The 20,128-nt window shown below is 64.4% G+C and carries 18 protein-coding genes; 4 read left to right on the top strand and 14 right to left on the bottom strand.

The window, feature by feature from the left end:
* Positions 1-55 precede the first annotated feature (55 nt).
* Genes IEW81_RS08310 through IEW81_RS08290 form a run of 5 tightly spaced genes read right to left on the bottom strand, consistent with a single transcriptional unit; the run spans position 56 to position 5,515 of the window.
* Positions 56-1,036 (bottom strand): zinc-dependent alcohol dehydrogenase, encoded by a 981-nt coding sequence (locus IEW81_RS08310; protein WP_097059467.1) that lies wholly within the window; start codon positions 1,034-1,036, stop codon positions 56-58.
* Positions 1,036-2,100 (bottom strand): 2,3-butanediol dehydrogenase, encoded by a 1,065-nt coding sequence (locus IEW81_RS08305; RefSeq protein ID WP_097059466.1) that lies wholly within the window; start codon positions 2,098-2,100, stop codon positions 1,036-1,038. The genes IEW81_RS08310 and IEW81_RS08305 overlap by 1 nt, the downstream gene beginning before the upstream one ends.
* The gene (locus IEW81_RS08300; protein WP_097059465.1) at positions 2,097-3,215 is read right to left on the bottom strand and encodes a zinc-dependent alcohol dehydrogenase; all 1,119 of its coding nucleotides are present in this window, start codon (positions 3,213-3,215) and stop codon (positions 2,097-2,099) included. The genes IEW81_RS08305 and IEW81_RS08300 overlap by 4 nt, the downstream gene beginning before the upstream one ends.
* Positions 3,215-4,597 carry a M24 family metallopeptidase gene (locus IEW81_RS08295; RefSeq protein ID WP_097059464.1) on the bottom strand — a complete coding sequence of 461 codons (1,383 nt, stop codon included), beginning with the start codon at positions 4,595-4,597 and terminating at the stop codon, positions 3,215-3,217. The genes IEW81_RS08300 and IEW81_RS08295 overlap by 1 nt, the downstream gene beginning before the upstream one ends.
* 54 nt (positions 4,598-4,651) lie before the next feature.
* A complete protein-coding gene (locus tag IEW81_RS08290; RefSeq protein ID WP_218839950.1) occupies positions 4,652-5,515 on the bottom strand; it encodes an SDR family NAD(P)-dependent oxidoreductase in 864 nt (287 codons plus the stop codon).
* A gap of 96 nt (positions 5,516-5,611) precedes the next feature.
* Here IEW81_RS08290 and IEW81_RS08285 point away from each other — a divergent pair, with 96 nt between their 5' ends.
* Positions 5,612-6,058: a VOC family protein gene (locus tag IEW81_RS08285; protein ID WP_097059463.1), complete on the top strand. Its 447-nt coding sequence runs from the start codon at positions 5,612-5,614 to the stop codon at positions 6,056-6,058.
* Positions 6,059-6,112: 54 nt separating this feature from the next.
* A complete protein-coding gene (locus IEW81_RS08280; protein ID WP_097059462.1) occupies positions 6,113-6,988 on the top strand; it encodes an NAD(P)-dependent oxidoreductase in 876 nt (291 codons plus the stop codon).
* 27 nt (positions 6,989-7,015) lie between these two features.
* Here the strand turns inward: IEW81_RS08280 and IEW81_RS08275 are convergent, their stop codons facing one another.
* The 7 genes from IEW81_RS08275 to ispD form a co-directional block, all read right to left on the bottom strand.
* Positions 7,016-7,693 (bottom strand): helix-turn-helix domain-containing protein, encoded by a 678-nt coding sequence (locus tag IEW81_RS08275; RefSeq protein WP_097059461.1) that lies wholly within the window; start codon positions 7,691-7,693, stop codon positions 7,016-7,018.
* A 168-nt stretch (positions 7,694-7,861) separates the two neighbouring features.
* Positions 7,862-10,390 carry an ATP-binding cassette domain-containing protein gene (locus tag IEW81_RS08270; RefSeq protein ID WP_097059460.1) on the bottom strand — a complete coding sequence of 843 codons (2,529 nt, stop codon included), beginning with the start codon at positions 10,388-10,390 and terminating at the stop codon, positions 7,862-7,864.
* Between the two features lie 103 nt (positions 10,391-10,493).
* Positions 10,494-11,591, bottom strand: coding sequence for a substrate-binding domain-containing protein (locus tag IEW81_RS08265; RefSeq protein ID WP_097059459.1), 1,098 nt, complete (start codon positions 11,589-11,591; stop codon positions 10,494-10,496).
* An 83-nt stretch (positions 11,592-11,674) separates the two neighbouring features.
* Positions 11,675-12,688 (bottom strand): ABC transporter permease, encoded by a 1,014-nt coding sequence (locus IEW81_RS08260; RefSeq protein WP_229671305.1) that lies wholly within the window; start codon positions 12,686-12,688, stop codon positions 11,675-11,677.
* Between the two features lie 300 nt (positions 12,689-12,988).
* On the bottom strand, positions 12,989-14,008 hold the full coding sequence (gene rlmB / locus IEW81_RS08255; protein ID WP_097059458.1) for a 23S rRNA (guanosine(2251)-2'-O)-methyltransferase RlmB: 1,020 nt from the start codon (positions 14,006-14,008) through the stop codon (positions 12,989-12,991).
* Position 14,009: 1 nt separating this feature from the next.
* The gene (cysS, locus tag IEW81_RS08250) at positions 14,010-15,413 is read right to left on the bottom strand and encodes a cysteine--tRNA ligase (RefSeq protein ID WP_097059457.1); all 1,404 of its coding nucleotides are present in this window, start codon (positions 15,411-15,413) and stop codon (positions 14,010-14,012) included.
* A gap of 9 nt (positions 15,414-15,422) precedes the next feature.
* The gene (ispD, locus tag IEW81_RS08245) at positions 15,423-16,571 is read right to left on the bottom strand and encodes a 2-C-methyl-D-erythritol 4-phosphate cytidylyltransferase (protein ID WP_097059456.1); all 1,149 of its coding nucleotides are present in this window, start codon (positions 16,569-16,571) and stop codon (positions 15,423-15,425) included.
* Between the two features lie 235 nt (positions 16,572-16,806).
* Between ispD and IEW81_RS08240 the strand changes: the two genes are divergently transcribed.
* On the top strand, positions 16,807-17,304 hold the full coding sequence (locus IEW81_RS08240; RefSeq protein ID WP_097059455.1) for a hypothetical protein: 498 nt from the start codon (positions 16,807-16,809) through the stop codon (positions 17,302-17,304).
* A 32-nt stretch (positions 17,305-17,336) separates the two neighbouring features.
* On the opposite strand, the gene IEW81_RS08235 is transcribed toward IEW81_RS08240, so the two are convergent.
* The gene (locus IEW81_RS08235) at positions 17,337-18,017 is read right to left on the bottom strand and encodes a response regulator (RefSeq protein WP_097059454.1); all 681 of its coding nucleotides are present in this window, start codon (positions 18,015-18,017) and stop codon (positions 17,337-17,339) included.
* Positions 18,014-19,168 (bottom strand): sensor histidine kinase, encoded by a 1,155-nt coding sequence (locus tag IEW81_RS08230; protein ID WP_097059453.1) that lies wholly within the window; start codon positions 19,166-19,168, stop codon positions 18,014-18,016. The genes IEW81_RS08235 and IEW81_RS08230 overlap by 4 nt, the downstream gene beginning before the upstream one ends.
* 223 nt (positions 19,169-19,391) lie before the next feature.
* Here IEW81_RS08230 and phoU point away from each other — a divergent pair, with 223 nt between their 5' ends.
* Complete coding sequence (gene phoU / locus IEW81_RS08225) at positions 19,392-20,045, top strand: phosphate signaling complex protein PhoU (protein ID WP_097059452.1); 654 nt, start codon at positions 19,392-19,394, stop codon at positions 20,043-20,045.
* Positions 20,046-20,128 lie beyond the last annotated feature (83 nt).

Below are 20,128 nucleotides of genomic sequence, written 5' to 3'. Positions count from 1 at the left end.
TTCGTGACAGAGGAAGCGGCGCTGGCTCCCACAGCCAGCGCCGTTTTTCACGCGATCACGCTGGGACTGGCGCGTCGAACTCTATGTGGGCCTTGATCATGGACTGTGGATGATGTGCCGCGTCCAGCGCGTCGAGGGCTGTGTCGACGCCGAACCGCGCGGTCACGAGCGGGCTCAGGTCGATGCCACTGCTGGCAAGGAACCTCAGGGTCTCCGGCCACACCCCGGGGGACCCTATCGAGCCGGTGATGCTCAACTCCTTCGACTGGATCAGGCCGAGCTTCGCGGGCGCCTCGCGGCCGACGTCGATACCGATGTAGCAGACGCGTCCCCGGTATCCCGCGAGTTCGAGGGCTCTTGCCATCACGTCGGGACGGCCACTGGCCTCGACGACGACATCGGCTCCCCGGCCTCCTGAGACCACGGACAACAGCGCATCGATTTCCTCGGGTGTCGTCACATGCGCCGCTCCCAACGAGAGCGCCGCGGCACGGCGCTCTGCCGATGGCTCGACGACAATGGTCACGGCCCCGAGCGCCGAGGCGGCCGCCGTCACGGCGAGTCCGATGGGACCAGCGCCGAGCACCACCAGCACGTCGCTACCGTTCACGTTCCCGGCCCGCATGAGGGCATAGTAGGCCACGCTGAAAGGCTCGACGAGGGCACCGTTGGTGTAGCTCAACTCATCCGGGAGCTTATGAAGCCACGCAGCTTTGGCGACGAAATATTCCGCAGCGGCCCCACTGATCGAGAAGCCGAAGTGCTCCTGGCCGATCACGCATTCGCCGACCACACGGTCGCCGACGGCGAAGTTCTCGACGGCACTTCCCACGCGAGCGACCTGCCCCGACCACTCGTGGCCGGGGACAACCGGAAAGCTGAACGGGATGATGTAACGCCCCTCCAGCAGGTCGATGTCGGAATGGCACACACCGACCGAGCGGGAGGCGAGCAGCACTTCATCCGGACCGATCTCCGGAATGGCCAGGTCGTTCACCGCCGCGACACCTTCGGAGACGAACTGCAGGCCCCTCATCATTTGCCCCTCGCGTTGACGAGCACCTTGACCTGGTCGCCGGTCGGCGAGAGGAGCGTCTCGAAACCCCGTTCGACCACGTCGTCGATCGCAATCTTCGCACTGACCACCTTCTCGACGGGGTACCGGCCGCGCGCGATGAGATCGATGATGCGCGGCCAATCGGTGACCGGGAAGCACCAGGTTCCGGACAGCGTGATGTCGTGCCTTGACAGGATCATGGGGTCGATGGATGCCGCTCGCGTGTGCAGTCCGGTCTGGGAGATCCGCCCGGCCGAGCGCACCGAGGTGAGCGCGGTCTGCAGTGCGCGCTCGTTACCGGAACACTCGATGACGGCATCGACACCGATGCCCTCCGTCGCATCCTTGATCCACGCGCTCACGTCGATGGCCGAGGGGTCGAGCACCTCGCCGATGTCGAGGCTCCGAGCCAGCGCCGCCCTCGTGGGGTTGAGTTCGGAGACGAACACCCGTGCACCGATGGAAGCGGCATACAGCGAGGCCAGGGCGCCGATGGGCCCGGCTCCAGTGATCAGGACGGTATCGCCGGGTCGTACCTGCGCGGTGTCGACGCCGTAGGCCGCGACGGCCCCCGGTTCGACGAGAGCCCCCTGCAGGTCGCTCACCTCGTCGGGCAGCACACTCAGGTGCGACGCCGGCACGACGGCGAACTCGGCGATGCCGCCCCACTGGAAACTCAGGCCGACACACGCCATCGACTGGCAGAGGTGGTTGAGTGAGCGCCTGCAGTAATAGCAGTTGCCGCAGTGGAGCAGTGGCATGACAGAGACCCGCTGGCCGGGCCTGATGCCGACAACCCCGGAGCCGACCTCCATGACCTCGGCGGAGAACTCGTGGCCGAGGATCTGCGGAAGCACGGATCCGTTCAACGGATGGGGCGTTGCCGGAATGACGATCGGCCCCATCGCGTACTCGTGCAGGTCAGTGCCGCAGATGCCGCACCAGTACGGCTTCAGGAGCACATCGCCCACGCCGAGATCGGCGGGGGCCGCGACATCCTCGACCCTGATGTCTTTCGCCCCGTAGAACACTGCGGCTTTCATGCGGTAACGCCTTTCGTCGTCGTACCGCCATCGGCACGAAGTATGGCATCCATCGGCAGCGATGGATCGAACAGGACCTTGCCCTCGATGCGGCCACGGGCGAGATCGTCGAGCAGCGCCGGCAGCGCCGACAGGGGGTTGACGGAGTCGAGCAGTTCGGCCGCCAGCGATGTGGTCGCAAGAATCTGGAGCGCGGGAGCGAGGTCGGCATCGCATACGTGGGCGAGTGTCGAATCGATGGTCACCTCGCGCATCACGAACGAGTGCACGTTGATCGGCTGGTCAGCGGACGGCAACCCGACCTGCAGCACCCGGCCACCCACCCGCACGAGCGAGAGGGCGTTCGCAAGCTGGCCGGTGGCCCCACTCGCCTCGATCACGACATCGGCTCCACCTACTCCGATCGCAGCGTCGATGTCGGATGCTGCGCCCTCACCAGCAGGCACGACTCGAGTCGCACCCACCCGCGCCGAGCGCTCCAGCCGCTTCCCCGGGAAGTCGACGACGGTAATGTCGGCATCACCGAGTGACAGCAGCCCGGCGAGCACGAAGGTGCCGATCGCGCCGGCACCAATGATGATGACGCGATCGCCGGATGCCACGCCCGCCCGTCTCGCCGCGTGCAGGCCGACGGCCAGCGGCTGGGCCAGCCCCGCGACATCTGGTGACATGCCGTGCGGTACCCGCACCAGGTTCTTCACGGGGACGCTCGCAAATTCGGCCATGCCCCCGGCGATATTGAGACCCAGGGTGTAGTAGGTCGAGCAGAGGTTGGTGCGGCCCTCCAGGCATCGCGCACACTCACCGCACCAGACGCCCGCGCCGCTCACGACAAGATCGCCCACGGAAAGGTCGCTGTCCTCGTCGATGTCGAGGATCTCGCCGATGAACTCGTGCCCCGGGATCATCGGCCCGGTGTGGCCTGTCACGGGATGCACGCGGTTGACGGGGAACGTCAGCGGCCCGGTGCGCCACTCCGTCGCGTCGGTGCCGCACATGCCGCTGCGAACAACGCGGATCATCGCCTCTCCCTGGCGACGCTCCGGCCGATCCACCATCTCGATGCGCACATCGCCGGGGCCATAGTAGACGGCCGCGGTCATGAGACCTGTCATCAGGCAGGCTCACCCCGACCGGCGGCCGTGTTGAGGTGTGACTGCGGATTGCGCAGCAGCGGCAGCGGGCCACCCACCGAGTAATAGCGCTGGCCGGCAACCAGGAGGTCTTCAGCGGGGAACTTCGTGATGACCTCGCAGCCGGTGGCAGTAACGACGAGTTCCTCCTCGATGCGGGCTGCCCCCATGCCGTCCTTCGACGGCCAGTACGTCTCCAGGGCGAAGACCATTCCCTCCTTCAGCACCTCGGGGTGGTCGAGCGAGATGAGCCGCGAGAAGATCGGCTTCTCCCAGATCGACAGCCCGACGCCGTGCCCGTACTGCAGTGCGAAGGCGGCCTCCTCGTCAGGGAACCCGAACTCCTGTGCTGTCGGCCACACCGAGACGATGTCTGCGGTGGTCGCACCGGGGCGTACCAGGGCGATGGCCCTGTCCATGTATTCGCGGGCGATGCGGTAGGCGTCGTGCTGGGCGTTGCTCGCTGAGCCGACAGCGAAGGTGCGGTAATAGCAGGTGCGGTAGCCCTGGTAGCTGTGCAGGATGTCGAAGAACGCGGGATCGCCGGGCCTGATCAACCGGTCGGAGTAGACATGCGGATGCGGCGAGCAGCGCTCACCGGAGATCGCGTTGACACCCTCCACGTACTCTGAGCCGAGGTCGTACAACACCTTCGACACGAGCCCGACCGCCTCGTTCTCGCGCACGCCGGGGCGGAGGAATTCGTAGAGTGACTCGTAGGCGGCATCCACCATCGATGCGGCGTGACTGAGCAGCGCGATCTCGTCGCCCGTCTTGACCGTACGCGCGCCGAGGAAGACCTGCTGGCCGTCGACGACCGTGATGCCCTCCGCCTGCAGCGCGAACAGGATCGGCAGCTCGATCAGGTCGACGCCGAGCGGTTCGTTCTGTAACCCAAATTTCTCGAGCTCGCGCTTGATCTTCTTCGCGACGCCCTCCGCGATTCCCGCATCGGGGCTGAACGCACCGCGCAGGGTCGAGATTCCGGCGCGAGCACCAGACTCGAGCCGCGGCTTGACGGCTCCGTGGTGCGGTGCGTGCGGGTCGGCGTCGGCTTCGGCCGTCGTCGTGTTCAGCCACGGGTTGTACAGCTGGTGGTGCTTGGCCGCCGAACCAAAATCCCAGACTATGGGATCGCTGTGGCGCGTCAGCAGCGAGAAGCGGATCAACTTGTCCATCGCCCAGGTGCCGATGTGGGTTGCTGACATGTAGCGGATGTTCGCGAAGTCGAACGCCAGCACCGCCCCGAGGTCTGATGCAGCAAGCTCGGCCTTGAGCTTGGCCAGTCGCTCTGATCGCAGGCGGTCGAAGTTGATGCGCTCCTCCCAGTCGACGGCGTTCGTACCGAATGTCGCAGTGGTCATGATCGTGTGGTGTCCCTTCGGAACGGGTGTTGGGGTGATGAGAGCGTGCTGGGGCTAAACGAGGATCATTCCGCCATCGATGGGAATGACCTGGCCGGTGATGTAGTCGGAGTCGGCGGCCGCCAGGAAGATCGCGGTCGGCGCGATGTCTTCCGGCTGCGCCGGTCGCCCGAGCAGGATTCCGGCCGCCATTGAGTCGAAGCCGGAATCGCCCTCCCCCATCGCTTCGAGGTCGGCGTCGAGCTTCGTCCACAGTGGCGTGGCGACGACGCCGGGTGCGAAAGCGTTGACGGTGATGCCGTTCGTGGCGAGCGCTCGAGCGCCGGCCTGGGTCAGGGAGATGACGGCGGCCTTGGATGCGCTGTACGGCGCGAAGCTCGCAAAACCCTGCCGGCCAGCGATCGACGCGGTGTTGATGACCTTGCCACCGCCGCCCTGGGCGATGAACTGGCGAGCGGCCTCCTGGATGCCGATGAGCACACCGAGTGCGTTGACCCGCATTACGAGTTCGAAATTGCTTTCCGTGATGTCGAGGAATTTCATGGGGGCATTCATGCCGACGTTGTTGAAGTAGGCATCGAGTCGACCGTGTCGGGAGACTGCCTCTTCGATCCCGGCGACCACAGACGCGCGATCCGTCACGTCGACGCGCACCGCATAGGCCGCGCCGCCCGTCGCGGTGATCTCATCGGCTACCCGTTCAGCGCTGTCCAGGTCGAGGTCGGCAATGACGGCGTTCGCGCCCTCTGAGGCGAGTCCGCGACAGATCCCCGCGCCGATTCCGGAGGCTCCGCCGGTCACGATGATCGTGCGTCCCGCGAGTCGATCGCCCATCTTCGCCTGCTCCTTTGCAGCGCTGGAACCTACGGTGCGATCCGGAAGAATCGCGACAAGTTCACCCAACGTGTGTAGTGCCACTGTACAGTGTGTACACGATCATTCAAACTATTCGAGTGTGGCTTGTCAACACGGTGGTCACACCCGAACGGCACAACGACAACAAAGGAGTTGTTCATGGCTTTCACCATCACCGGGGTGCACCACATCGGTTTGACGGTCAGGGACATCCGGGCATCCTTCGACTGGTACACCCGGATGTTCGACCTCACCCCCGGCCCCATCAATGAGGGGTCTGGTGAGGCCCTGTCGAAAGCTCTGCAGGTGGATGACGCGTCCCTCGCGTTCTCCATGATCGCCATAGGAACTACCCGGATCGAGTTCCTGGAGTACCGGAACCCGCGTGGACGCGACTTCGACCGCACGAATGGGGATGTCGGGTCATCCCATGTCTGCATCGAGGTCAATGACGCGGCGGCGGCGTATGCGGACCTGCAGGCGAAGGGCGCGATTTTCAATGCGCCGCCCATCACCCTCACCGATGGCGACCTCGCCGGATCGACCTGGGCATATCTCCGCGACCCAGACGGAATCCAGCTTGAAATCTGGCAGTCTGCGTACTGACCCAGACCGCTTCGCGCACGATTGTTCAGTATTGGTTTACAGGAAGGCAGTGGGATGACGACAGTAGGTTTCATCGGACTCGGCGCCATGGGCGCCACGATGGCACGCAGGCTCATCGACGCAGGCCACGAGGTCGTGTTGTTCAACAGGTCCCCTGGTGCCGTCGATGCCCTCGTGGAGGCTGGCGGTGTCAGGGCAGCCAGCGCTCACGAGGCGCTGGCGACCGGACTGGTTTTCTCCATGCTCCCCCACGACGCCGCGGCGGAAGCTGTCTTCACCGCTGAGCTCCTCGCCACCGCCCCGGATGGCAGCGTGCACGTCAGCTTCGCCACCCTCAGCGTCGCCGCTGCCGATCGGCTCGATGCGCTGCACACCGCGGCCAGCGTGCAGTACGTCTCGGCTCCGGTGCTCGGCAGGCCCAATGTGGCCGAGGCGGGGCAGCTTAACATCGTCGCGGGCGGCCAGTCCAGCGCCATCGTGCGAGCCCAGAACCTGCTCGACGTGCTGGGCAAGCGCACCTGGGTCGTGTCAGAGAAGCCGAGCGCCGCGAATCTGGTCAAGATCGGCGTCAACTACAACCTCGTGCACACCATCCAGGCCCTCGCCGAATCCGTCACCCTGGTAGAGCACGGCGGCATCGACGGAGGCACGTTCGTCGACATCCTGACCGACACCGCCTACACCGGCACCGCCTATTCGGGATACGGCCGGATGATCGTGGCCAGGGAATACCCGCCGCTCTTCACTGTCGCGCTCGGGCTCAAAGACCTGATGCTCGCCGAGCAGGCAGCGGCCGCCACCGGCGTTGCCCTGCCCACGGCACCCGTGCTGCACGAGCTGCTCGACCTGGCTGTCGCCGACCCCGAACTGTCTCAGGGCGACTGGTCAGCGATGGCCGAGATCACTCGCGCGCGGTCGTCGCAGCCCTAGCCGTCTGCGGTGTCCGCAACATTCCCGCTACTGGCACTTTCCGTGCACGAACCACACACCGGTCATGATCTCGGTACCGGCGTTGCGGAATGAGTGCGGAATCGATGAGTCGAAGCCGAGCGACTCTTCGGGGTGCAGCGTGAATGTCTCATCACCTATCGACACGTCGAGGGTGCCCTGGGTCACGAAACCGTACTCGTAGCCCTCGTGGCTGAGCATCTCGCCACCGTCGGTGGAGGCGGCACCCGGCGCGTACGAGATCTTCATGAAGTTGACCGAGCGCTCGGGGGTCGCGGCCAGGCGTTCCCATTCCACTCCGGCGGCCATGTCGAGGTGGGAGCGATGCGCAGGATGCACGACAGACACCCGGTTCGCGTATTCGGACGGCTGCCAGGCGTCCGAGGGGTTTCGCAGGTCCCCGCGCGTCATCGAGTCAGCATCGAATACGGCGGCAGAGACATCGGCGACGGCGGGACGGCTCTCGAACAGGTCATCCACAGACACATTCAATAGCTGCGCGAACGCGTAGAGGGTCGCCACAGATGGCTGGGATTTCCCGTTCTCGATCTGGGAGATGAACGATGGCGACACTTCGGCCTGGCGGGCGAGCTCGCGCAGCGTCATCCCGGACTTGAGGCGGATGTCTTTCAGCCTTGACCCCAAATTGTCCATCTGGATCAATGCCCCCTGTCGGATGTCAAGCATGACTCATCCGGCTTTCGCGCACTGAGAATGTTCGGGATACCCGCAGGTTGGGCCGCGGAGGCACCGAGAGCCACTGCCTCCCCAATATACACAGCGACAGTCTGGGCTCAGCTGTTGTGTGGCGGGCAAATTGCGGCGCGTCGCTCTCGACCGCGGCGAGACCGGCTTTCATGCGAGAGTCCGCTTCTTTCGTGCCCGCGCCAGCGAGTACAGCACGGCAGCAGCCAGGATGAGCACACCCTGGAAGATGTACTGCCACATCTGGCTGAGTCCAAGGAAGGTGGTCGCATTGAGAACCTGGACAAGCAGCACGGCACCGAGCACGGTACCGATGAATGTTCCGCGCCCGCCCAGCAGGCTCGTGCCGCCGAGCACCACCGCCGTGATGCTCGTCAAGGTGTAGCTCACGCCCTGCGCGGGGTCACCGACTCCGATTTGAGCCATGAGCATGATCGCACCGAGGAACGTGAAGCCTGATGTCGCGACGTAGGCGAGGATCATCGTGGCGTTGACTCGCACTCCGGATCGCCTTGCCGATTCCTCGTTGGATCCGACGGCACGCAGGTTCCAACCCCACCGCCGTTTCCTGAGGAAGAACTCGAGCGCGAGGGTGACGAGGATCAGGATGATGAAGGCGACCGGAAGTGGCCCAACCTTGAAGGTGATGATGTCGGTCGCGGAGCGTGCGATATAGCCATCCGGTGCATCACGCAGGATGAAGCTCAAGCCCTGCAGGGCAATGTACATCGTGAGGGTCGCAGCGATCGCGGTGAACTTGCCAATCCGGATCAGGGTCCCGTTGATGAGCCCCGCGAGCATCGCGATGACGAACATCACGACCAGCCCGATCACGACGACGCCGAATGGTTTGTCGTCGTTGATGAAGAACGAGCCGACCACGACCAGGAACCCGGCGAGCGGGCCGACGGACAGGTCGATCCCCCCGATCAACAGGGCGATCGTCTGGCCGAGCGCGATGAACCCGAGGGCGCTCACCAGCATGAGCATCGAGAAGATATTGAAGTCGTTGAGGTAGCGGTCGTTCTGGGTGAGGACAAAGGCGCCGAGACCGAGCACTACCGCGACCAGCAGGGCGCTGGGAGCGTAGTCACCCTGGATGAAGCGGCGCACCGCCGACCGACGATCGGCGTCGCCGTCCAAAGCGCGCTGGCTCGCCGCACGGGTGTCACTGATGGCCGTGACCGACTGGGTCGTCGAGCTCACAGCGGCATGGATCATCCGCTCCTCACTGATGGCCCCGCCGACAAGCGTGTCGACGACGTGCCCACGGGACATCACGATGACGGTGTCGCAGAGCCCCTCGAGTTCTTTCGCGTCAGACGAGGCGACGATGACCGGGATGCCGGAGGCCGAGACTTCGCGCAGGATGCGGTAGATCTCGGCGCGAGCGCCGACATCCACCCCCTGCGTCGGCTCGTCGGCGATCAGGAGTGTCGGCTCGGAGAGAAGCGCCCTGGCCATGACGACCTTCTGCTGGTTACCACCCGAGAGCGACGAGACGTCTGCATCCATGGATCGAGCCTTGACGGCGAGAGAGTCGAGCGTGTCTCCGACGGTCTGGTTCTCCTGCTTTCGGCTCAGGAACAGTCCCCTACTGAACCGGGACAGGGCGGAGACTGCCGCATTCTCGCGCACGGTCAGGCTCATCATGAGCCCCTCACGGTGCCGATCGGCTGGCATGTACGCGACATCCCGCACCATGCTCTTTGTGGTCAGTCGCATGCCGTTCACGGTCACTGTCCCGGTGAACTGCTCGAGTCCGGCGAGCGCCCTGAGCAACTCGCTTTGGCCGTTGCCAACGACACCTGCAATACCGATGATCTCCCCGCGGCGACCCTGCAGGGTGATGTCGGTGAAGCCGGGGCCACTGAAGCCCTCGATGGAGAGGTTCTGCGCACCGTCACCCTCGTGTTTGGGCGGGAAGGTCGACTCGAGCTGGCGACCGACGATCATCGCGAGCAGTTCACCGTCAGTAATTTCGGAGACGATCTCGGTTCCGCGTACCCTGCCATCGCGCAGCACCGTCACCCGATCGGCGAGTTCGCGCACTTCGGCGAGCCGGTGGGTGATGTAGACGACGGAGGTACCCTCGAGCACGGCAGAGCGCACACGGGCGAAAAGCAGGTCGACGGAGGCCTGGCCGAGTGGTGCTGTCGGTTCATCCAGCACCAGGAGTTTTGGTTTCAGGGCGAACGCCTTGGCGATCTCGAGCAGGTGCTTCTGCGCAACCGAGAGCGACTCGACCCGATCCTTGAGGTGCACGGTCAGGCCAACATCCGCCAGCAGCGCGGTCGCGACGCCGTAGATGTTCCCTCCCTCGAATACCGAGGGAGGCAGGGCGACGAGCAGGTTCTCCTCCACGGTCATGTCCGGCATCACGGCCGGATGCTGGTGCACGACGGCGATGCCGAACTGGGCCGCGAGAGTGGGGGTGAGGGTGGATACCTGGCTTCCCTCGATGGCAATCAAACCCATATCCGGCTGGGCGATGCCGGATGCCACGTTCATCAGCGTCGACTTGCCTGCGCCGTTCTCGCCGAGCAGTGCATGCACCTCACCCCGGGCGACTTCGAGCGACACGTCGGTGAGCGCCGCCACCCCGGAGTAGAGCTTGGTTATGCCTGACAGGAGGAGGGTGGGGAGCGTGGTGGGCCCACTGTCAGTCTGAGTTATCACCGGTTGCGCCTTTGCATGTCGTATGTGGTTTATGCAGTCGTCAGGTCGGCCATGACGCGCGTGGCCGACCCGACGACTGTGGTGTTGCTGGCGTACTGTGCTGCTACTTGAGTAGAGCTGCCTGGTCTGCAGGCGACATCTCGGCTGACAGGAAGATGTCTCCCGGCAGGTCACGCTCACACTCGACGGGGTTCGGTGTTCCGCTGACCGAATCCTCGAACGCCGGGGCGTCGAAGGTGGTCGACGACGGCACCACGCCACCGGTTGCAACGGCGACGGCGTACTGCACCGCGAGGCGCACGTTGTCGTTGCCGGTGGCAACCGTCATCAGCTTGAAGTCGGGGTTCGCAGCCTTATTGTCTTCCCAGAAGCAGCCCAGGACGTTTCCGTCAGAGGTTACGAGGGAAGGAATCGAGCGACCACTTTTTTTGAACTCGGGAAGCGCTCCCACGAGTGACGGCCCGAAGTCGGAGACGATGACGTCGATCTTCGGGTTTTTCGCAATTGCAGCCGTGAGCACCTGCTGGGTGAGAGCCGGGTCCCAGTTGGTTGGGTCGAACGGCGTCTCTCCGACAAACACGTACGAGTCGTCGAGAACTGTCTTCATTCCGGCGAGCTCGTCCGCGCCCTGGCTGTTGCCCTTCGGGCCACTCAGGAACAGGATATTGCCACCGTCGGGGAAGTTCGTCTTGATCCAGTTGCCCCAGTTCGCGCCATCGGTGGTGAAGTCAGCACCGATCCACGCGTTGTAGTCGACTCCGTCTTTTCCGCCCGGGTTGACGCGGTAGGGAACGGTGACGACCCCCGCTTCGTATGCGCTGCGAAGTGCAGGAAGCATGGCCTGGCCGGCGTCGGGGAACACGACGAGCGCATCCACTCCCTTCGCGACCATGCCCTGGATGTCTGCAATCGACTTCTGCGTGTCACCCTGGCCATCCGCGTATTCGTAGTTGGTCACACTGGGGCACTTTGCCACTTCGTCAGCACCAGCAGCGGTCGTAATGAGTCTCCAGCTGTTGCCACCGAAGCCGTCGAGCAGGCCCAGGGTGATCTCTTTCGAGCCACACCAGTCTGGTGCGCCAGCAAGCGGCCCACCTTCCGTGCCACCCGTGCTGCCGCTGGTCGAACTGCAGCCTGCCAGCGCGAGCATGACGACGCTAACCGAGAGGGCGAGTGCCGCACCGATTTTGCGATTCTTCATAATTGCTTTTCCTCCTGTTGGTGCACGACGCCTCTGTCGCGCTGTTTCGACGATGGATGCCGAAAGTCGGGTGGGGTTGTTGGTCACGCAACCTGTGCGGGTTGCCTGCGAGAGAATCTCTGTCTCACGGCGGCCCAGTCGATCGTGTACACCGCGACGCCCGCGGCGAGCGCGGCGGCCTGCAGTAGTGTGCGCACGGCGTATGGCACGCCCAGCGCGAGTACGAACTGGTCGAGCTGGCTGAGAAAGAGTGCGGCGACCACGGTGGAGATGGGGAAGCCCCTGCCACCGAGCAGCGAGGTGCCACCCAGCACCACGACGGCCACTGCGGGCAGTAGATAGGAGTTGCCCTGGAACGCGGTCGGTTGCGCGGTGATGCCTGCGAGCAGGATGCCAGCGAGGCAGAAAAGCAGCTGGGCCCATACGTAGGCTGCAGTCTGCTGGAGCTTCACGCGGAGCCCCGCGACCAGTGCGGTGTTCGGGTTCGCGCCCGTCGCCTCGAACCTGCGACCAGACGCTGTGCGCTTGAGCAGCAGAGCGACGACAACGAGGGTACCGATGGCGAAGAACACGGAGTTCGGGATTCCGGCACTCACGCCACCGGCTATTGAGGCGAGCAGGTCGGTCGTGCGCCGAGGGGAACCACCGGAAATACCCAGGACCGCTCCGAAGAGCAGTGCGTTGGTGCCGAGGGTCGCGATGATCGAGTTGAGTCCGAGTCGGCCGACGAGTAGTCCGTTGACCAGGCCGGCTGCGATGGCGAACAGCACGGCCAGGAAGATCGCCGGCACCAGGACGCTGTCGTCACCGTTCGGAACACGACTGACCACGACGATCGCCAGTGATACCGCGCCGGGGATGGAAAGGTCGATTCCGCCCTGCTGTACAACCAGCATCTGACCGAGGCCGACGATCGCCAGCACCGCCGCGAAAGGCAGCATGCCGAGCAGCGCTCCCTGCGAGACACTGGATGGAGCGATGGCTGTGCTCAGAAGGAACAGAGCGATCGTTGAGACGGTCACTGTGACGAAACCCTTGGGCACCGACATGCGTGATCGAGTCACGGCTTTCGAGTCGCGCATCGTTGCGTCTTGCATTCCGTCTCCCACGCTTTGACTCGACTTCGAGTCTCGCTTTAACATCCTTGTTCAGCGTCACTTTACAACAACCCGGAGTGTTCACAATAGGTTTCGGTAACGATTGAACAGTTTAAAGCTAGAAAGACGCGGAATTTTCCTCGGGAAATACACGATCACTGCAATCACGTGATGCAGAAGTGAACACCACGACTCGATACGGCCTCGTCGACGAGGTTTTCGGGCGAGGCCGGTTGAACCATGCCACTGCATCGCGACAGGGCCAGCAGGCCGCGCGACCCTGGCCGTGTAGCGGGGTAGCTACTTGCGCTTTGCCGCAGCCCGCAGTTTTGAGATCTCGTACAGCGTCACGCTCGCCGCGATGCCCGCGTTGAGCGATTCCGTGCTCGACGAGATCGGAATCGACACGACGGCGTCGCAATTCTCCGTCACCAGTCGCGAGAGGCCTTTGCCTTCGCTGCCGACGACAATGAGCACGGGTTCCTTCGCAAGCGCCAGCTGGGGCAGCGAAACGTCGCCATCGCCGTCGAGCCCGAGCACGAAGACGCCCTGCGCCTTGAAGGCCTTGATCGTCTGCGTGAGGTTGGATGCCATGGCCACCGGCGTGCGTGCTGCGGCACCCGCCGAGGTCTTCCACGCCGACGCGGTCAGTCCGACCGAGCGGCGCTGCGGCACGATGACGCCCTGGCCGCCGAACGCTGCAACGGAACGGATGATCGCCCCGAGGTTGCGCGGATCGGTGATGCCATCCAGCGCGACGAAAAGCGGCACCTGTCCGCGAGAGACGACCTTCTCCAGCAGCTCGATCGGATGCGCGTACTCATACGGTGGCACCTTGAGGGCGACGCCCTGGTGAACGGAGTCGAAACCGGCGAGGCGGTCGAGCTCGGGGCGCATCACCTCGAGGATCGGGACTCCGCGCGTGGTGGCGATCTGCAGGATCTCCTTCACGCGGTCGTCGAACTCGATGCGAGCCGCCATGTACAGCGTGGTCACAGGGATCTTCGCCCTGAGTGCCTCGAGCACCGAGTTGCGGCCGGTGACCATCTCGGATTCGTCGCTCGTCTTCGGGCTGCGGCGAGCCTGGGTGCGCTGGGGGGCTGCGCCATCCGGAACCTGCTTCTTGCGACCACCGGCTGCCTCGAACCGGTCGGCTGCGGCCCTGCGCTTGCCCGCGGGGTGGTACGGGCGGTCGACGGCCTTCGGCGTGGGCTTCTTGCCCTCGAGTGCCTGGCGTCCCTGGCCTCCCGATCCGACCTGCGGACCCTTGCGTCCCTTGCGGACGGCACCTGCGCGTGGCTTGTTTCCTGGACTCTTCATGCTAATCAATACTCCAATGGGATCCCGTGGCGCCGTCTTCGACGGTGATGCCCGCAGCGGCAAGTTCATCGCGGATCCGATCGGCCGCTGCGAAGTCTTTGGCCGCGCGTGCGGCATTACGATCGGCGATGAGCGTCTCGACGAGTGAGGTGAGCGCCATCTCGGACGGGCTCGCCCTCGCATCACGCCACTGAGGTGACAGCGGATTGATGCCGAGCACCTCGCTCATCGCGAGCACGGCACCGCGGGCGTCAGCCACCGCGCGAAGATCGCCGTTGTCGAGGGCGGCGTTTCCTGCACGCACCGTCTCATGCAACACGCCAAGAGCCTGCGGCACGGCGAGGTCGTCATCCATCGCCGCAGCGAACTCATCGGGCACGATCTCGACGCCACTGCCAGCGAACCGGGTGGAGTCGAGCCGACGATCGGCGCGCGCGAGAAACACCTCGACACGGTCGAGCGCAGCCTCTGCCTCGACGAGCGAACCGTCGTGATAGTCGATGGTGGACCGGTAGTGCGCCGCGCCGAGGAAGTACCTCACGACGATCGGCGGCGCCTGCTGCAGGAATTCGGCCGCGAAGATGGAGTTGCTGAGCGACTTCGACATCTTCTGGTTGTTAACATTCACGAGCCCGTTGTGCACCCAGTAGGTGGCGAACGCGTCCCCGGCAGCCGTGGACTGCGCGAGCTCGTTCTCGTGATGCGGGAACCGGAGGTCGAGCCCTCCCCCGTGGATGTCGAATGATGCACCGAGGTAGCGCTTCGACATCGCCGAGCACTCGATGTGCCAGCCGGGCCGTCCAGCGCCCCACGGCGACGGCCACGAGGCATCCGCCGGCTCATCGGGCTTGTGGCCCTTCCAGAGCGCGAAGTCCCTGGGGTCGCGCTTGGCGCGGACTTCCGAGTCTGCCGCCGCCACCGTCTCGTCGGGTTTCTGGCGGGTCAGCGAACCGTAGGCCGACCAGCTCGCGGTGTCGAAGTACACGTCGCCGTCTGCCGCATAGGCGTGTCCGTTGTCGATCAGTCGCTGGATGATGTCGCGCATCTCGCTGATCGACGCGGTCGCGCGCGGCTCATACGTCGGAGGCAGGATGCCCAGGGCCGTGTACCCGGCGGTGAACTCCAACTCGAACCGGTACGCGAGAGCCCACCAGGGCTCCTTGCCATCGGCAGAGGCGAGGATCTTGTCGTCGATGTCGGTCACGTTGCGCACGAGTGTCACATCGAAGCCACGGTACGTGAGCCAGCGACGCCAGAGGTCGTAGACGAGTGCCGAGCGCAGGTGGCCGATGTGCGGGCTCGACTGCGCCGTGGGTCCACAGACGTAGATGCCGACCCTGCCCTCAACAAGAGGAACGAAGTCGACCTCGGCCTGCAGCCGTGAATCGTAAACTCGCACTGTCACTGGGTAAGTTTAGCGATCCGAATGCACCAACGCGGTCGCGATGACCGCTACGCCCTCGGAGCGACCGGTGAAACCGAGCCCATCGGTGGTGGTGGCGGCGACGCTGACCGGTGCCCCGACGAGGGCCGTGAGGTGATGTTCGAGTTCGGTGCGCCTCGATCCGAGTCGTGGATGCTTCGCCACGAGTTGCACGGAAACGTTGCCGATCGCGAACCCCGCGCCCGCCACCAGCGCGACAGTTTCGGTGATGAAGACGTCACCGTGGGCGCCAGCGAACCGCGGATCACTCGTACCGAAGCGTCCACCGATGTCCCCGAGCCCCGCGGCCGACAGCAGCGCGTCACAGATGGCGTGGCAGAGGGCATCACCGTCGGAATGCCCCGCGAGCCCCACCTCGTCGGGCCAGTACAACCCCCCGAGCCACAGGGGCTGGGCGGGGTCGTAGGCATGAACATCCATTCCGACGCCCGTACGTATCGCTGTCGAGACGCCGAGCATGTGCCCGGCGCGCTGCAGGTCCCAGGGGGTGGTGATCTTGAACGCCTGCGCGACGCCCTCGACGGTCTCGACCTGGTGGCCGGCCGCTGAGTAGAGCGCGGAATCGTCGGTGTACTCGACGGTTGCTGACGCGTACGCGGCAGCAAGTAGAGCACGCGGGAAACCCTGCGGGGTCTGCACGTGCACGAGTTCGCTGCGGTCGACGGTGTCGAGCACGATCGGCCCATCCACTCGCTTTATCGTGTCGCTGACCGGAAGACTCGGAACGACCCCATTGTTGCTCGCGCGCACGGCACGGGCCACTCGATCGAACGCCTCACCCGGAGTCAACGCCCTCGCCGCGTCGTGCACGAGCACGATGTCGACGTCGTCACCCAGGGCTGCGAGCCCCGCCGCAACCGAGGCCTGGCGGTGCTCCGCGCCGACGACGACGGAAATGGCTCCGGATGCCGCTCCCGCGGCTCGCCGGGCGATCGCCTGCGCGACCACGAGGTGCGATCGCGGCGCGACCACGACGACCTGTGCCGGTTCCACGGACTGGAACACTCCCCCGAGCGCGCGCTCGAGAATCGTGATCCCCTTGAGTTCGACAAACGCCTTCGGCCCACTGACACCCAGCCTGGTTCCGCTGCCTGCAGCGACGACAACAATCCCGATCATGTCATCAGGATGCCAGAACCTCGTCGAGCCCGAGCAATGCCTGCTCTTCCTCGGTGATGATCCACGTTTTCCCGTCACTGGGGGTCGCGGCGCTGTGATGCGCGTACACGACGGCGTCACCGGCCTCGAACCGAAGAGGAGGGTGCTTTCGCCGGGGTAATAGGTCATCGCGGCGATCTTAAGGTTAGGGTCGCCTTACTCCTCTACTGTGCGCCCCAGAAGATAGGCTAAGTGGGTGAAAACTCGCAACCCTCTCGCCCGCGCTGCGGCATCCGTCGTCATCGCCGCCGCCCTGCTCGCGGGCACTGCAGGATGCACCTTCGTCACCCCGCAGGCCACGCTCATCGAGTACAACCCCGGTAACGGCGTCGCGGGCCAGGTCGGATCGGTCGAGCTGCGCAACGTCGTGGCGATCAGCGGCGACGATGGCAAGACCGTCAGCCTGCTCATCACCCTCATCAACTCCGGCACCGATGACGCAACTGTCCAGTTGCAGTTCGAGTCTGGTGGCGAACCCCTCAACGACCTCAAGGCGGTCAAGGCCGGGGAAGCACTGGCGTTCGGCAATAAGGGCGAAGAACAGATTGTCATACCGAACGCGGGCGTGGAACTGGGGGGCCTCATGCCCGTCTACGCGCAGTACGGCGACAACGCGGGGGTGCAGCTGATGGTCCCGGTGCTTGGTGCCGACGGGATCTACGACGGTCTCGGCGCAGATCCCGTCTCCAACTAGCGCCCGGTTCTCCCCGGAATCACGCTGAACGGCTAGCTCTCGAAGCGGTAGCCGAGACCTCTTACTGTCACGAGCATGGTGGGCTCTGACGGCACCTTCTCGATCTTGGATCTGATGCGCTTGATGTGGACGTCCAGTGTCTTCGTGTCGCCGAAGTAGTCTGCTCCCCACACCCGGTCGATCAACTGGCCGCGGGTCAGCACGCGACCCGAGTTGCGCAGCAGCAGTTCGAGCAACTCGAACTCTTTGAGAGGCATCGGGGTCGTGACTCCATCCACGGCCACCGTGTGTCGCTCGATATCCATGCGCACAATCCCCGCCTCCAGCACGGTCTCGCTGTCATCGTCTGTTTCGACGCGACGTCGGAGTACTGCACGGATGCGCGCCAGCAGTTCGCGGGTGGAGTAGGGCTTCGTGACGTAGTCGTCGGCGCCCAGCTCGAGCCCGACGACGATGTCGACCTCGCTGTCTTTCGCTGTCAGCATGATGATCGGCACGCTGGAGCGCGCCCTCAGTTCGCGGCAGACCTCGGTGCCCGGCAGTCCCGGGAGCATGAGGTCGAGCAGCACCAGGTCGGCTCCGGCGCGATCGAATTCCGCGACGGCAGCAAGACCGTCGTCCGCGATCTGGGTTTCGTATCCTTCGCGTTCGAGAAGGTAGGCGAGGGGCTCGCTCAGCGAGGATTCGTCTTCGACAATGAGGATTCGGGTCATTTCTGTGCTCCCTGCGGGATCGGGATTGCTGTGATTGCCTTTGGCAGGCGGATGGTGAAGGTGGAGCCTTTTCCGAGCTGTGACCACACGCGAACGTCGCCGCTGTGATTCTGGGCGACATGTTTGACGATACTGAGGCCGAGACCCGAGCCACCGGTGTTGCGGCTGCGAGCAGGGTCGCCGCGGAAGAACCGTTCGAACACCCTGTCGAGTTCGTCGGCCGGGATACCGGCACCCTGGTCGGTGACCGCGATTTCGATGACATCATCCCGACGGATCACCCCCACTCCCACCCGGGATCTCACCGGGGAGTACTGGATCGCGTTGGCGATGAGGTTGTGGAGCGCAGTAACCAGCAACGCCTCGTCGCCGTAGACGCGCGCGCCGCTCTTTGCTTTTGTCACGAGAAGCACCTCGTGGGATTCCGCCGCGACCCTGTTCTGGTCGATGGCCATGCTCACCACGAGGTCGATGTCGACGAGCTCGGGGCGCGCGAGGGCATCCGTCGCCTGCAATCTCGACAGTTCGATGATCTCCTGGGTGATGCGTGCGAGCCGTTCAGACTCTTTGGTGAGTCGCTTGGCGAACCGTTTGACCTGCTCCGGTTCGCTCGATGCGCTGACCAGGGCTTCGGCCAGCAGTCCGACGGCGCCAATCGGTGTCTTCAGTTCGTGGCTGATGTTGGCGATGAAGTCACGTCGCATCTCGTCCAGGCGGAACGACTCTGTGCGGTCTTCAGCGAGCAGCAGCACGTAACGTGCCCCCAGTCGGGCAACTCGCACGAACAGGAGGAGGCTGGCATCGCCGAACGGCCCGCGGCTGAGGTGCAGTTCCTGGGTGACCGGTTCGCCGTCACGGCGCACCTTGTCGACGATGTCTGAGAGTTGAGGATGCACCAGCTGGCCGTTGGCGACGATGCCGAACGTGAACGCCCCGGGTGACGCTTTCACGACGCCGTTCGAGGGGTCGATGACGGCTGCTGCTGACTCGAGGGCTTCGATCACCTGGTCGACGCCATCCGGAACAGCGGTGCTCGTCACCTCCATGGCAGTCTGGCCCCTGCGGGCTGCTGCGAGCACTATGGCGAAGATACCGACACCGAGGATTACACCGAAAGCCAATGCGACTAGCACCAGCGTCTGGGAGTCCATATCGACTAGATTAGTTACATTGGGCGCGACGCGGTGTCAGTGGCTTCTCAGACCGTTCCACTTCAGGTGATGTTCAGATCCGGAACACCGGCTGTTCACCTCCTACGACCAGTCTGAAACCGATCCGTGCGGGTGAGAGCTGAATTGCACGGGTCTTGCGGGTAACCCCGGCTACAGTCTGAACCGTTCGGGTGTGACCCGTGATGAAGGGACCAGAGTAAACGTGCGCGAAGTATTCCAGCAGGAACTGCGCGAGGTGCAGGATCGCCTCGTCGAGATTTCGACCCTCGTGGCCGTGTCGATCGAGAACGCCACTCGTGCGTTCAATGAGTCCGATGTCTCATTGGCCGAAGCCGTGATCGCCGACGACGACCGGATCGATGAAGCTGCACTGGCACTGGATGAGCTCGCCATCAACATCCTTGCTCGCCAGCAGCCGGTCGCTCGTGACCTCCGCATCGTCGTCAGTGCGCTGCGTGTCAGTGCTTCGCTCGAGCGGATGGGCGACATGTCCGAACACATCGCCCAGCTGGCCCGCTACCGTTTCCCTGACAAGGTCGTTCCGAAGTCGCTGCGTGCAACGTTCGCCGAACTCGGCACACTCGACGTCGCTATCGCTCGCAAGCTGGTCGAGCTCCTGACGTCTGGCGACGTGCGAATCGCGGAGCAGATCCGTAACGATGACGACAGGATCGACGCGCTGCACCTGAGTGTGTTCGACAAGGTGCTCGGTGAAACCTGGAAGGGCGGCGCTGTCGACACCGTGGATGCGACTCTCGCGTCGCGGTATCACGAGCGTTTCGCAGACCACGCCGTCTCTATCGCGAAGAAGATGCAGTATCTCGCGACCGGCGACTGGGTTGCGCCTGAGCTGTAGCTCTCCCCTGACTGAGGTGCTGAGTCAGTAGTTCGCCTGGGTTGTTTATTGCTTCGCTTGACGGCGGCTCCCGGTTGTCGGCG

This window comes from Salinibacterium xinjiangense (assembly GCF_014645015.1).
GTDB lineage: Bacteria > Actinomycetota > Actinomycetes > Actinomycetales > Microbacteriaceae > Rhodoglobus > Rhodoglobus xinjiangensis.
This window is presented reverse-complemented; position numbering and strand designations above follow the sequence as displayed.